Source organism: Azomonas agilis (assembly GCF_007830255.1).
Taxonomy (GTDB): domain Bacteria; phylum Pseudomonadota; class Gammaproteobacteria; order Pseudomonadales; family Pseudomonadaceae; genus Azomonas; species Azomonas agilis.
This window is the reverse complement of record NZ_VLKG01000002.1, coordinates 289,219-301,618: the sequence shown is the minus strand read 5'-3', so window position 1 is coordinate 301,618 and position 12,400 is coordinate 289,219. Positions and strand designations below refer to the sequence as shown.

General features: G+C 55.3%; 13 protein-coding genes. 6 read left to right on the top strand and 7 right to left on the bottom strand.

Annotation, left to right across the window (positions count from 1 at the left end):
- The first annotated feature begins 100 nt into the window (after nucleotides 1-100).
- Both LX59_RS03785 and LX59_RS15690 read left to right on the top strand, forming a co-directional pair.
- The gene (locus tag LX59_RS03785) at nucleotides 101-844 is read left to right on the top strand and encodes a hypothetical protein (protein ID WP_425457469.1); all 744 of its coding nucleotides are present in this window, start codon (nucleotides 101-103) and stop codon (nucleotides 842-844) included.
- Nucleotides 845-911: 67 nt separating this feature from the next.
- A complete protein-coding gene (locus LX59_RS15690) occupies nucleotides 912-1,238 on the top strand; it encodes a hypothetical protein (RefSeq protein ID WP_211354813.1) in 327 nt (108 codons plus the stop codon).
- 72 nt (nucleotides 1,239-1,310) lie between these two features.
- Here LX59_RS15690 and LX59_RS03775 read toward each other — a convergent pair whose 3' ends face one another.
- The 4 genes from LX59_RS03775 to LX59_RS03760 all read right to left on the bottom strand — a co-directional run bounded on the left by LX59_RS03775 (nucleotide 1,311) and on the right by LX59_RS03760 (nucleotide 5,787).
- A complete protein-coding gene (locus tag LX59_RS03775) occupies nucleotides 1,311-3,152 on the bottom strand; it encodes a family 2A encapsulin nanocompartment cargo protein cysteine desulfurase (protein ID WP_144570509.1) in 1,842 nt (613 codons plus the stop codon).
- Complete coding sequence (locus tag LX59_RS03770; protein WP_144570508.1) at nucleotides 3,127-4,059, bottom strand: family 2A encapsulin nanocompartment shell protein; 933 nt, start codon at nucleotides 4,057-4,059, stop codon at nucleotides 3,127-3,129. The genes LX59_RS03775 and LX59_RS03770 overlap by 26 nt, the downstream gene beginning before the upstream one ends.
- 54 nt (nucleotides 4,060-4,113) lie before the next feature.
- The gene (epsC, locus tag LX59_RS03765; protein ID WP_211354812.1) at nucleotides 4,114-5,067 is read right to left on the bottom strand and encodes a serine O-acetyltransferase EpsC; all 954 of its coding nucleotides are present in this window, start codon (nucleotides 5,065-5,067) and stop codon (nucleotides 4,114-4,116) included.
- Nucleotides 5,068-5,262: 195 nt separating this feature from the next.
- The gene (locus LX59_RS03760; protein WP_144570506.1) at nucleotides 5,263-5,787 is read right to left on the bottom strand and encodes a rhodanese-like domain-containing protein; all 525 of its coding nucleotides are present in this window, start codon (nucleotides 5,785-5,787) and stop codon (nucleotides 5,263-5,265) included.
- Between the two features lie 209 nt (nucleotides 5,788-5,996).
- On the opposite strand from LX59_RS03760, the gene LX59_RS03755 reads away from it, so the two are divergent.
- Together LX59_RS03755 and LX59_RS03750 are read left to right on the top strand one after the other, a co-directional pair.
- Nucleotides 5,997-6,539: a lipocalin family protein gene (locus tag LX59_RS03755; protein WP_144570505.1), complete on the top strand. Its 543-nt coding sequence runs from the start codon at nucleotides 5,997-5,999 to the stop codon at nucleotides 6,537-6,539.
- Nucleotides 6,536-6,892 (top strand): cupin domain-containing protein, encoded by a 357-nt coding sequence (locus LX59_RS03750; RefSeq protein ID WP_144570504.1) that lies wholly within the window; start codon nucleotides 6,536-6,538, stop codon nucleotides 6,890-6,892. The genes LX59_RS03755 and LX59_RS03750 overlap by 4 nt, the downstream gene beginning before the upstream one ends.
- Here the strand turns inward: LX59_RS03750 and LX59_RS03745 are convergent.
- From LX59_RS03745 to mpl, 3 genes are read right to left on the bottom strand one after another with little or no spacing between them, the layout of a single operon-like run.
- Nucleotides 6,863-7,159 carry a YceK/YidQ family lipoprotein gene (locus LX59_RS03745; protein WP_144570503.1) on the bottom strand — a complete coding sequence of 99 codons (297 nt, stop codon included), beginning with the start codon at nucleotides 7,157-7,159 and terminating at the stop codon, nucleotides 6,863-6,865. The two genes, LX59_RS03750 and LX59_RS03745, sit on opposite strands and share 30 nt — an antisense overlap.
- Nucleotides 7,152-7,790 carry a flavin prenyltransferase UbiX gene (gene ubiX / locus LX59_RS03740; protein ID WP_144570502.1) on the bottom strand — a complete coding sequence of 213 codons (639 nt, stop codon included), beginning with the start codon at nucleotides 7,788-7,790 and terminating at the stop codon, nucleotides 7,152-7,154. Before ubiX ends, LX59_RS03745 begins: the two co-directional genes overlap by 8 nt.
- The gene (gene mpl / locus LX59_RS03735) at nucleotides 7,787-9,136 is read right to left on the bottom strand and encodes a UDP-N-acetylmuramate:L-alanyl-gamma-D-glutamyl-meso-diaminopimelate ligase (protein ID WP_144570501.1); all 1,350 of its coding nucleotides are present in this window, start codon (nucleotides 9,134-9,136) and stop codon (nucleotides 7,787-7,789) included. The genes ubiX and mpl overlap by 4 nt, the downstream gene beginning before the upstream one ends.
- Nucleotides 9,137-9,377: 241 nt before the next feature.
- On the opposite strand from mpl, the gene exaC reads away from it, so the two are divergent.
- Nucleotides 9,378-10,898 (top strand): acetaldehyde dehydrogenase ExaC, encoded by a 1,521-nt coding sequence (gene exaC / locus LX59_RS03730; RefSeq protein ID WP_144570500.1) that lies wholly within the window; start codon nucleotides 9,378-9,380, stop codon nucleotides 10,896-10,898.
- A 180-nt stretch (nucleotides 10,899-11,078) separates the two neighbouring features.
- Nucleotides 11,079-12,227 carry an L-threonine dehydrogenase gene (gene yiaY / locus LX59_RS03725; RefSeq protein ID WP_144570499.1) on the top strand — a complete coding sequence of 383 codons (1,149 nt, stop codon included), beginning with the start codon at nucleotides 11,079-11,081 and terminating at the stop codon, nucleotides 12,225-12,227.
- Nucleotides 12,228-12,400: the final 173 nt, after the last annotated feature.

Here is a 12,400-nt window from a genome sequence, read left to right as displayed (position 1 = left end):
CTAATACTCCCACATAAATCGTCATTTTCTCTTAAAGCCCTTAATATATAGGGCTTCTTTTTCCTTGGAGTTCTCTGAGCATGGCAAGGAGCCCTTTCCTTTGACCACATCACAAGTCTGGCAACACTGTGCGCGTTGTATTTCTATAAACCTGATCGCTGGACTTAGCCTAACGCTCTGTGCCTGTGGTGGAACTACAGCGCCAGTTACCCATCAAGTAGCCCCTGCTCGGGCTAGTGAGGTGTTTCAGAGCCCTTTCGATCGGATGTCCACGCTGGCCATGCGGGATAACCTCAATAGTCTGTACCGCTTGATGCATAAGCTTTATCAACGCAATCCGCGCGAACTGCATAAAAGCGGTTACCCCAATATAGATATTGCAGAACAAAAGATTCGCCATGCCATTGAACACAACCAAGCCTTACCCGCACTGCAAGGGCTCAAAGAAGTACAGGCTTTAAGCTATGTGCTAAGCCCCCACTTTAACGGTGATCGGGTCGGCGGTTTTATTTACGCCATTGCCACTATGCTGATTACCGCCCACGGCGGCCGCACTGAGTTCTACCTAACCGACAAGGTAGAGGCTCAATACATACACAATGCAGCGCGGAATATGGAGAAGGCAGCTTGGCTGCTGTCCCAACGCAAAGATGTTCAAGGGCAACCGCTGCTGCTCTCCAACGAAATATCCGAAGACGGGCGTAACCTAAGCTTTGCCGTGGAGTTTGGAAAAATCGTCGCTCGTCTGGATCTGATGGTGCAGGTTTTGGAAGAACAAAACCGGCGTATAGGGGTTAATTACGCCCACAGCCTATTGTTTATCAATTTTTTACCGGTGCAATAACAGCCACAACTTTTTGCGTGCCTCGCTGCCTAATCAGTAACGGATCGTTCCGTAGGAGACTGATTTCATGCGCCTATTCACTAAGCTGATGTTGATTGTGGCCAGCTGTGCTATCGCAAGCATCGCTTATTCCCATGATGACCATCGTGGTTATGAACGAGGAGGCCCAAGTTACTACCGCCACCAAGAGCGTTACGACCACCATCATCATTACCACCGCGCTGAGCCTCCACGCGCCTATTGGAAACATAAAGAAGCTTACCGCCACCACTACGAACACCAACGCAACCATCACTGGGATCGGGATCGGGATCGGGATCGGGATCGGGATCGGGATCGGGATCGGGATCGGGATCGGGATCGGGACAACCGTTGGGGCTATATTCGCCGCTGAGAAACTCCAAGGATAAAAAATCCCCGGTCGCTACGGAGCCACCGGGGATTCGTTTCCTTCACACGAGCAACCTTAACGCTTAGCTAGTTTGCGCACCGTGCGCACCAGCAAATCGATTTCATCCAGCGTGTTGTAAAAGGCAAAGGACGGCCGCACCGTGGCCTCAACCCCAAAACGCCGCAAAATCGGCTGCGCGCAATGATGACCGGAGCGCACTGCAATACCTTCCTTGTTCAACGCCGCGCCCACCTCTTCGGTGCGGTAGCCTTCCAAGACAAAGGACGCCACGCTAGCCTTGTGAGCCGCCGTGCCAATCAGGCGTAAGCCGGGAATGCGGGACAGACCATGAGTGGCGTACTCCAACAGGTCGTGCTCGTAACGGGCAATGTTATCCAGCCCGACCCGTTCCACGTACTCCAGTGCCGCACCCAAACCCACGGCATCGGCGATATTGCCGGTACCGGCCTCAAAACGCGCCGGAGCCTCTTGGAATACCGTGTGCTCGAAGGTCACGTCCGCGATCATATTGCCGCCACCCTGCCACGGCGGTAGCTGATCCAGCAGTGCCTTCTTGCCGTACACCACACCAATACCGGTAGGACCGAAAATCTTGTGTCCTGAGAACACAAAGAAGTCCGCATCCAAGGCCCGCACATCGACCTTAATGTGGGCAATAGATTGCGCCCCATCCACCAGCACCTTAACGCCCGCCGCGTGGGCCAGCGCAATCACCTCCGCCACCGGCGTGACCGTGCCCAGCGCGTTGGAAACCTGGGTGATGGATACCAGCTTGGTACGCGGATTAAGCAGTTTGGCAAGCTCGTCCAGACGGATTTGCCCGCTGTCATCCACGGGAATTACCCGCAGCTTGGCGCCTTTGCGCTTGGCCAGTAACTGCCAAGGCACAATGTTGGCGTGGTGCTCCAAATGGGAAACGATGATCTCGTCACCCTCACCGATCTCCTGCTGGCCGAAGGTATTGGCCAACAGGTTGATGCCTTCCGTGGTGCCACGCACGAAGATGATTTCCTGCGCCGAGGCACCAATAAAACGCGCCACAATGTTGCGGGCATTTTCGTAGGCATCCGTGGCACGGGCCGCCAGCTCATGGGCAGCACGGTGGATGTTGGAGTTTTCGTGCTCGTAAAAGTAGCTGACCCGCTCAATCACCGAACGCGACTTTTGCGTGGTGGCGGCGTTATCGAACCAGACTAACGGCTTACCATTCACCCGCTCCGACAGGATCGGAAAATCCCGCCGCACCGCCTGCACATCAAAGGGCTTTTGCGCTGAGGGTTGGTGACGGCTGTCCGGCGCTTTATCCCGCCGCGCCAATCCCGGCTCTAAAAAATAGAAGCCGTGACCGCTGGAGCGGGAAGCTGTCGGAGCCGCTGCCGCTGAGCTGCGCTCTGAACGGGCCGCAGGCTCTGGCGACTTCAGCACCGACTCAAAAACCGCCGCCAAATCGTCCGAAGTGCTGGCGTAAGGCTGCGGGCTGGCGGCCGGAACCTCCGTTCCCCGCGCAGCGCCCTGAGTCTCAGGCGAACCTAAAAAGTAATAGGGTGTAGGGCTGCCCGGAATAGGCGCACCACTGGCGGAGGGCGCAAGCCCGCCCGCCGTGGGGAATACCACCGGAATCGCTGCCGTATAGGCGGCTGGGGTACCCAAATCCAAGCCATCCGCCACACCCGCCGGTTGCAACTCCTGCGGAGTCTGCACCGCTGCTGCCTCAGCGGGCGGCGGCGCGCTGGTGGGAATAGAAGGCGCATGCAACGCCGTCACCCCACCCCCACCCGGCAGGCTGGAGAACAGCTGGTTAGCCAGCTGCGTCAGCGCGCCAAGGTCAGGTAAACCCGCCGGAACCTGTGCTTCGGGCACAGGGGGCAGATTATTGGTAGGTGTCTGGGTAGGCATGGTACTTTCCGACCTCCACGTCATCGAGCACGGCCAACGCATCTTCCGTCAGTACCGCCAGCGAGCAGTACAGAGAAATCAGGTAGGAGGCGATGGCGTTGCGGTTGATGCCCATGAAGCGCACCGACAGCCCCGGACTTTGCTCACCGGCCACACCGGGCTGATACAGACCGATTACGCCCTGACGCTGATCGCCCACACGCAGCAGCAGAATCTTGGTTTTGCCTTCCTCATCTACCGGTACCTTGTCCGACGGAATCAAAGGCAGACCGCGCCAGGTCAGGAACTGGGAACCAAACAGGCTGACGGTGGGTGGCGGCACACCACGGCGGGTGCACTCACGACCAAAGGCCGCAATAGCCAGCGGATGGGCGAGGAAGAAAGCGGGCTCTTTCCACACCTTGGTGATCAACTCATCCAGATCATCAGGGGTAGGCGCACCGGTCAGGGTGGAAATACGCTGAGCCGGATCGACACTGGCCAACAAACCGTATTCGGGGTTGTTGATCAGCTCGTTTTCCTGACGCTCTTTGATGGTTTCGATGGTCAGGCGCAGTTGCTCACGGATTTGGTCGTGCGGGCTGCTGTACAGATCGGAAACACGGGTGTGCACATCCAGAATGGTGGTAACCGCATTCAGGAAATATTCACGAGGTTGATCTTCATAATCCACAAAGGTTTGCGGTAATACGGCCTCGTCGCGCTGAGAACAGGCGACTTGAACGTTGAGCGGGTTTTTCACCTTGTTCAGACGAAAAATACCCGCCTCTACCGGCGTCCATTGCAGCAGGTGCACCAACCAGCGGGGGCTGATGGTGGAAAGCTGAGGTACGGTCTTAGTGGCATTGGCTAACTGGCGCGCAGCACTGTCGCCAAGGGCCAGACGTACATCCTGTTGATCACTCATGAATCACTCCAAAACAGTCGGGTGAATGCAGAGGACCGGCCGGTTCGTCAAAGACTACCGCTCGTTGCCTGGCGCATGTTGCTGTAGGGTCGCTTGGGTGATATTGCTGCCTTCTGGCACGCTGCGGGTCACCCAAACGTTTCCACCAATGGTGGAGCCCTTACCGATGGTGATGCGCCCGAGGATAGTAGCCCCAGCGTAGATCACAACATCGTCTTCAATAATCGGATGACGCGGCTGGCCTTTAACCAGTTGCCCGCTGTCGTCCACCTCAAACCGCTTCGCGCCCAGAGTCACCGCTTGATAAATGCGGACTCGGTCGCCAATAACGGCTGTCTCTCCAATCACCACCCCAGTACCGTGGTCGATGAAGAAACTGTGCCCGATTTCCGCCCCCGGATGAATATCAATTCCGGTGGCCGAGTGGGCGATTTCCGAACCAATCCGCGCCAACAACGGCAGACCGGCTTTATACAGATGATTCGCCAATCGGTGATGAATCACGGCCAAAATGCCGGGGTAACACAACAACACCTCATCCACACTGCGCGCCGCTGGGTCACCTTGGTAAGCGGCCAGTACGTCGGTATCCAGCAAACGCCGCAGCCCGGGTAAGGCATTGGCAAAATCCTGCACAATGGCTGTGGCCTGTTCCTGCAAGGCTAACTCACCGTTGGTTTCACCCCGTTGACGGGCGAAGTAGCGCAACTCTAAACGCACTTGGCCGAGTAAGGCATCCAAGGCTCGATCTAGGGTGTGCCCTACGTAAAAATCCTCACTTTCCTTGCGTAAATCCACTGGCCCGAGGCGCATGGGGAACAGCGCACCAATCAGCTGTTCAATAATTTCCCTAATCGCAGCCCGAGCCGGTAACTCTCGAATCCCCAACTCCAGCGGGCGACCGCTTTGGGTGCGCCAATCCGTACGAGCGGCTTTTAACTCATCCACAATCCGGCCTAACTGCCAGTTAACCGGACGAGGTAAATCAGTATGTGAGGCATCGGTCATTGCGGGCATCCTGATACGCTAAGCGAGGTGAGTACCAGCGTTCCTAACAGACTCACCCCAAAACTCAGCACAATACGGGGCAAAGTTTGGCCTGCACTGTTAGATCATCCTAATCTAAGGTGCTTACTTTTGGTAATATCGATTAGTTTTAGAAAAAATTCTTATCTGAGATTTTGTGCTCTATGTAGCGGCTCATCAGTCTTGAATCCAGGGTAATTCCCAATGCCGCCACCCTCCCTGTTCTCCACGTTGCTGCTGAAGATCAAGGTCACCCTCAAAGCCCTCCAGTACATTAAACACCTGCGTATAACCCGCCGCGCTGACGGCTTGTGCTGCCGCTGCCGAGCGCTTACCACTGCGGCACAGTAAAACGATGATTTGATCGGGTTTAAAACGTGCCTTGAACTCCCGTAAAAAACGCGGGTTTTTCAGCATGCTGGGGCCAGTTTGCCAAGCAAGGTGTTGAGTATCAGGAACATGACCTACGAATTTAAGCTCCTCAAGGGTGCGTACGTCCAAGAGTACCGCCAAACCAGATTGCACCAGTTTCCAAGCCTCCGGTGGATACAGGCTTCCGGCGTAATTCAGTCCTTGAGCACGCCCGCGTGCATAGGCGCGGTCTAAAAGAATTTTAGGATCGGTTTCCAGCACACCACGCAAATCGGTGGGGCGCCGGACGTCTTGAATAACAGCCGTAGTGGCTTGAGCGACAGCAGGCATTTGTAGCGTCTCCCCAAATGGAATAACCGCACTTTACGCCTGTCTTTTATTCCAAAAAAATAACTATTTATTCATTATATATAAATATAAAGAATATTAAAAACTCTGTTCTTCAGCGTGCGAGCCGAGTTAAAGCCCAAGGCTTGGTTGACGCACCTAGAGGCACTGCCTATAACGAGGACAAAATCCTATGCCAAGAGGTTTCCATCATGCGCCTGCTGCTTAGCTTATTGATGATGATCATATTAACGGGCTGCAACCCAGATTATGGCCCTAATCCCCCTAAAACCGTTGATTCCGTGGATCTCAACCGTTACCAAGGCACTTGGTATGAGATCGCTCGTTTGCCTATGGTGTACCAACGCGATTGCCTGCAATCGGAAGCCCAGTATCAGGTGATAGGCAAAGATGAGCTATCCGTTATCAACCGCTGCCGCACGGATAAAGGGCTCATCCAAGAAGCCGAAGGCACTGCTTGGCCACAAGAAGAAGGCCAAACCAGCCGTTTTTGGGTGCGTTTCCATAACCTCATTAGCTACCTCTTGCCTTGGATGACACGCGGCCACTATTGGGTGCTGTACTTAGATCCTGAATACAAAATGTCTTTGGTAGGCAGCCCAGACCATAAATTCCTTTGGCTGCTGGCCCGTGAACCCCAATTATCCCAAGCGGATCGCGACATACTGCTCAAGGTGGCCACTGAGCAAGGTTATGACGTGAAGTCGTTAATCTGGAGCGGCCCGGCCAAATGATCGCCAACTTGCTTAACTCCTTACCCAACACTCAAGATGCCGAGCGCTTTGAGGACATCCTCAAAGTGCCCGGTTGTCGGGTGGAACGTATTGTGTCCTTTGGCCAAACCAGCCCAGCCGATTTTTGGTACGACCAATCGTGGGACGAGTGGGTGCTGGTATTAAGCGGTGAAGCCCTATTGCAACTGGAAGATCGCTCAGAACCTGTGCGGCTGCTAGCAGGGGATCATCTGCTGATCCCTGCGCGATTGCGTCATCGGGTGGCTTTTACCAGCCCCGATGAGCCCACAATCTGGCTGGCTCTGCATATTGGGGAGACTTCCTCAGAGGCCACCGCTGACGTTCAAACCTAGCCCTAACTCAGCGCAAATAGTTGCCGGAAGGGCCAGCGTATCCGCCACAAAACTGAAGGGTAAATCCAATAAGGCGTAAGTCGGTGGTTCAGCCCCAAAGCGATCCATAGGGCAACAGCCGCCATTCAGATGGTACCAGTCCAATCGAGTACCCGAATAAATCAGGGGCTTACCTGGTTTGGCGGCATCTAAGGTGCGGAAGCTGGCGCAGCCTGACAGAGCGTACAGCAGCACCAGCAAGGCAACGAATGCACGCTGGTTAATCATCCCCCTCACCCGTAATCAGATGATGCTCTCCCCAACGTGGCAACAGGTCTTGGGGAATTTCCAACTGATTGAGGATGCGGGCGACAATAAAGTCCACCAAATCATCCAAGGTCTGCGGCTGATGATAAAAGCCCGGTGAAGCTGGCAGAATCACTGCACCCAAGTTAGATAGCTTGAGCATGTGCTCTAAATGAATGCTGGAGTAAGGTGCTTCCCGAGGTACTAAAATCAGTTTGCGCCGCTCCTTTAGGGCCACATCAGCGGCGCGCTCAATCAAATTATTGCAGGCTCCTGTGGCAATGGCGGACAGGGTTCCCGTCGAACAAGGTACCACCACCATAGCCGAGGGTGCGCTCGAACCGGATGCGGGCGGAGCCATCCAATCCTCTTTGCCAAACACCCGAATCTGTCCCGAGACTGCGCCCGTGTATTCGGTGAGAAAGCTTTGCAAGGCTTGGGGATTGGCGGGTAAGCGCACATCAGTTTCGGTTGCCACCACCAATTGCGCAGCCTTAGAGATCAGGAAGTGCACTTCCCGATCTTCACGCACTAAACAATCCAGCAAACGCAGACCGTACTGAACGCCAGAAGCGCCGGTCATGGCTAAGGTGATGCGCTCCGGGCCACTCATTTTAAAGCCTCAGCCAGTTTGCCGTGCAGACCACCAAAGCCGCCGTTGCTCATAATCACCACCTGAGTGCCGGGCTTTGCCTGTGCCTTCACCTGTTCGATGATGGCCTCCAAGGTAGTGCAGACTTGAGCGGAAACCGGGCAGGCCGCTGCGGTGGCTGCAATATCCCAGCCCAAATTCGGCGGCGCGTACCAAAGCACCTGATCAGCTTGGGCAACCGAATCTGGCAACCCATCGCGGTGTGCACCCAATTTCATGGAGTTGGAACGGGGCTCAATGATGGCAATAATCGGTGCATCTCCCACGCGCTTACGCAAGCCATCCAGCGTAGTAGCAATGGCGGTGGGATGGTGGGCAAAGTCGTCGTAAATGCTGATGCCATTGGGTTCAGCGACCTTTTCCATACGCCGCTTAACGCCTTTAAAAGCGGCCAAGGCGGCAATACCCTGAGCTGGAGTAACGCCCACATGGCGCGCAGCAGCCAATGTTGCCAAAGCGTTGGCCAAATTGTGCTGGCCGGTTAGTGACCAATCCACCACACCTTGCACTTCACCGTCGAACAGCACTTCAAAGCGTGAAGCATCCTCCGTCAGCAATCGCGCTTGCCATTGACCTTCACCACCCGTGGTTTGCACCGGTGTCCAGCAGCCCATCGTCAGCACACGCTTGAGGGCCTCTTCGGACTCAGGATGAATGATCAACCCCTCACTGGGAACCGTGCGTACCAGATGATGGAACTGGCGCTCAATGGCCGGAAGATCGGGGAAAATGTCTGCGTGATCAAACTCAAGGTTATTCAAAATCACGGTGCGCGGATGGTAGTGCACAAACTTAGAGCGTTTATCGAAGAAGGCACTGTCGTACTCATCAGCCTCGACCACAAAGAAGGGCGTATCGCCCAAACGCGCGGAAACGCCAAAGTTCTGCGGTACACCACCGATTAAAAAACCCGGACTCATACCTGCATGCTCCAACACCCACGCCAGCATACTAGTAGTAGTAGTTTTACCGTGAGTTCCGGCCACGCCCAGCACCCAACGGCCTTGCAGCACATGGTCAGCCAACCATTGCGGGCCAGAGACATAGGGCAAGCCTTTATTCAGCACATACTCTACCGCTGGGTTCCCCCGCGATAAGGCATTGCCAATCACTACCAGATCGGGCACCGGCTCCAGATGCTCGGGCAGATAGCCTTGCATCAAGCCAATGCCCTGAGCCTCCAACTGAGTGCTCATCGGGGGATAGACGTTGGCATCTGAGCCGGTTACCTGATGGCCCAGCGCCTTAGCCAGCACCGCTAACGAGCCCATAAAGGTGCCGCAGATGCCCAGAATATGAATATGCATGTATGACCTCTAACTCGGGAAAAGCCCCGTACAACTGGGGTGCAGGGTAACACCACACCTTAGGTTCAGGTATCCCTAACCACCCATCTGATATGCACCTTATACGACTGAGGTTTTTTACTACCAAAGCACCATACTTACAGTCCCATCGGGGCATACCCCTCAAGGGAGCTGGCTGCAAAGATGTGATCCATCAACAGGCCCATGCGGGCCGGACTTAACACTCAGAGAGGCCACCCACATGATCTACGCCCAACCCGGAACCAGCGGCTCCATCGTTACCTTCAAGCCGCGTTATGGCAACTACATCGGTGGTGAATTCGTCGCCCCGGTTAAAGGTCAGTACTTTACCAACACCTCTCCGGTAAACAGCGAAGTCATCGCCGAATTCCCACGCTCCACCGCTGAAGACGTGGAGAAAGCACTGGATGCAGCCCATGCCGCTGCCGATGCTTGGGGCCGTACCTCGGTCCAAGATCGCGCCCTGATCCTGCTGAAAATTGCCGACCGCATTGAGCAAAACCTAGAGCTGCTGGCTGTTACTGAAACTTGGGACAACGGTAAAGCCGTTCGTGAAACCCTGAACGCTGACGTACCTCTCTCTGCTGATCACTTCCGCTACTACGCCGGTTGCATCCGTGCTCAAGAAGGTAGCGTCGGTGAAATCAACGAAAACACCGTGGCTTACCACTTCCACGAGCCGCTGGGCGTGGTCGGTCAAATCATCCCTTGGAACTTCCCGTTGCTGATGGCCGCTTGGAAACTAGCTCCCGCCTTAGCCGCTGGTAACTGCATTGTGATGAAGCCAGCCGAGCAAACTCCGCTGTCTGTCACCGTACTGCTGGAATTGATCGGCGATCTGCTGCCCGCTGGTGTTTTAAACCTAGTACACGGCTTTGGCCGCGAAGCCGGTGAAGCTTTAGCCACCAGCAAACGCATTGCCAAAATCGCCTTCACCGGCTCTACTCCCGTCGGCTCCCACATCCTCAAGTGTGCGGCAGAAAATATCATCCCCAGCACCGTAGAGCTGGGCGGCAAGTCCCCCAACATCTACTTTGAGGACATCATGAAGGCTGAACCCGCCTTCATCGAAAAAGCCGCCGAAGGTCTGGTGCTGGCTTTTTTCAACCAAGGCGAAGTTTGTACCTGCCCCTCCCGCGCCCTGATACAAGAATCCATCTACCAGCCGTTTATGGCCGAGGTAATGAAAAAAATTAAGGCCATCAAGCGCGGTAATCCGCTGGATACCGACACTATGGTCGGTGCTCAGGCTTCCCAGCAGCAGTTTGAGAAAATCCTGTCCTACATGGACATTGCCCGCGAAGAAGGGGCTGAAATTCTCACCGGCGGCGCGGCAGAACAGCTACAAGGCAGCTTGGCCAACGGCTACTACATCCAGCCGACTCTGATTAAAGGCCACAACAAGATGCGCGTGTTCCAAGAAGAAATCTTCGGGCCCGTAGTCGGTGTGACCACCTTCAAAGACGAAGCCGAAGCACTGGCCATCGCCAACGACACCGAGTTTGGTCTGGGTGCTGGTGTGTGGACGCGCGACATGAACCGCGCCTACCGCATGGGCCGTGGCATCAAAGCTGGTCGCGTCTGGACTAACTGCTACCACCTGTATCCCGCTCACGCCGCCTTCGGTGGCTACAAAAAGTCCGGCGTAGGCCGCGAAACCCACAAAATGATGCTCGACCACTATCAGCAAACCAAAAACCTGCTGGTCAGCTACGACATCAATCCGTTGGGCTTCTTCTAAACCCCGATGGTCTGGAGATCCTGCACAGATCTCCAGCCTCACCCAAACCGAGAAAGGAAGATCGAACCCACAAGGCTCGATCAGTAAACAAAACCACAACTTAGAGCAATTAGCCTTCGGCCCTGCATCATGCAGTACGCCCATAGGTTGTGTAAAAACAATAAACTGAGGAAATCACCCATGAGCAGCACTTTTTTCATCCCAGCCGTAAACATGATGGGCGCAGGCAGTCTGGAAGAGGCTATGGTTGCCATCCGTAACTACGGCTTCAAAAAAGCCCTGATCGTGACTGATGCTGGCCTAGCCAAGTTCGGTGTTGCCGCCAAGATCGTCGATCTACTCGGTCAACAAGATATCGCTGCCGTCGTTTTTGATGGCGCTCAACCCAACCCCACGGTGGGTAACGTGGAGAAGGGGCTGGAACTGCTGAAAAGCAGCAACTGTGACTTTGTGATTTCTCTGGGTGGTGGCTCCTCCCACGACTGCGCCAAGGGCATTGCTCTGGTTGCAGCTAACGGCGGCAAAATCGCTGATTACGAAGGTGTAGACCAGTCTGGCAAGCCTCAACTGCCGCTGATCTCCATCAACACCACAGCGGGTACCGCCAGTGAAATGACCCGCTTCTGCATCATCACTGACGAAAGCCGCCATGTAAAAATGGCCATCGTAGACCGCAACGTAACTCCGCTGCTGTCGGTCAACGATCCAGGCCTGATGGTTGCCAAACCCAAGGGATTGACCGCTGCTACCGGTATGGACGCCCTAACCCACGCGGTTGAGGCTTATGTATCCACCGCCGCTACGCCCATCACCGATGCCTGCGCTCTGAAAGCCGTGGAGCTGATTGCCACCAACCTGCGCAACGCCGTAGCCAACGGCAGCGACATCACTGCCCGTGAAAACATGGCTTACGCTCAGTTCCTAGCCGGTATGGCCTTCAACAACGCCTCACTGGGTTATGTACACGCCATGGCCCACCAACTGGGCGGCTTCTACGACCTGCCGCATGGTGTGTGTAACGCGGTACTCTTGCCTCATGTGGAAAGCTTTAACGCCAGCGTATGCCCTGACCGCCTGCGCGATATCGCTAAAGCTATGGGTGTCAATGTAACTGGCCTGTCGGCTGAAGAAGGCGCTAAAGCCGCTCTGGCGGCCATCCGCACCCTGTCCAAAGACATCAACATCCCCAGCGGTCTGGCTGAACTGGGTGCCAAGAAAGAAGACATCCCCACACTGGCTACTAACGCCCTCAAAGATGCGTGCGGCCTGACCAACCCACGTCCTGCCAACCAAGCTGAAATCGAAGGCATCTTCCTCGCGGCCTTCTAATCCCCCACCCAGACGTGCTCCCACCCACGTCTGGGTCTTTTGGTTCAGTGCCACAGCGCCCTCCCCCTGTGCATTGCGGCTTTGAACCGAGCTTCCGCCAGAATCCCTCTGGCGGCTTAGCTCTTCTAAGCTCCCATTCTGTCAATCGCTGGTCTATGCTGCGGATATTCCTG

Coding starts and splice junctions, on each gene's coding strand:
- LX59_RS03755 (WP_144570505.1), top strand. CDS start 5,997: ATGCGCCTGCTGCTTAGCTTATTGATGATGATCATATTAACGGGCTGC.
- LX59_RS03775 (WP_144570509.1), bottom strand. CDS start 3,152: ATGCCTACCCAGACACCTACCAATAATCTGCCCCCTGTGCCCGAAGCA.
- ubiX (WP_144570502.1), bottom strand. CDS start 7,790: ATGAGTGGCCCGGAGCGCATCACCTTAGCCATGACCGGCGCTTCTGGC.
- epsC (WP_211354812.1), bottom strand. CDS start 5,067: ATGACCGATGCCTCACATACTGATTTACCTCGTCCGGTTAACTGGCAG.
- yiaY (WP_144570499.1), top strand. CDS start 11,079: ATGAGCAGCACTTTTTTCATCCCAGCCGTAAACATGATGGGCGCAGGC.
- LX59_RS15690 (WP_211354813.1), top strand. CDS start 912: ATGCGCCTATTCACTAAGCTGATGTTGATTGTGGCCAGCTGTGCTATC.
- LX59_RS03745 (WP_144570503.1), bottom strand. CDS start 7,159: ATGATTAACCAGCGTGCATTCGTTGCCTTGCTGGTGCTGCTGTACGCT.
- LX59_RS03760 (WP_144570506.1), bottom strand. CDS start 5,787: ATGCCTGCTGTCGCTCAAGCCACTACGGCTGTTATTCAAGACGTCCGG.
- exaC (WP_144570500.1), top strand. CDS start 9,378: ATGATCTACGCCCAACCCGGAACCAGCGGCTCCATCGTTACCTTCAAG.
- mpl (WP_144570501.1), bottom strand. CDS start 9,136: ATGCATATTCATATTCTGGGCATCTGCGGCACCTTTATGGGCTCGTTA.
- LX59_RS03770 (WP_144570508.1), bottom strand. CDS start 4,059: ATGAGTGATCAACAGGATGTACGTCTGGCCCTTGGCGACAGTGCTGCG.
- LX59_RS03750 (WP_144570504.1), top strand. CDS start 6,536: ATGATCGCCAACTTGCTTAACTCCTTACCCAACACTCAAGATGCCGAG.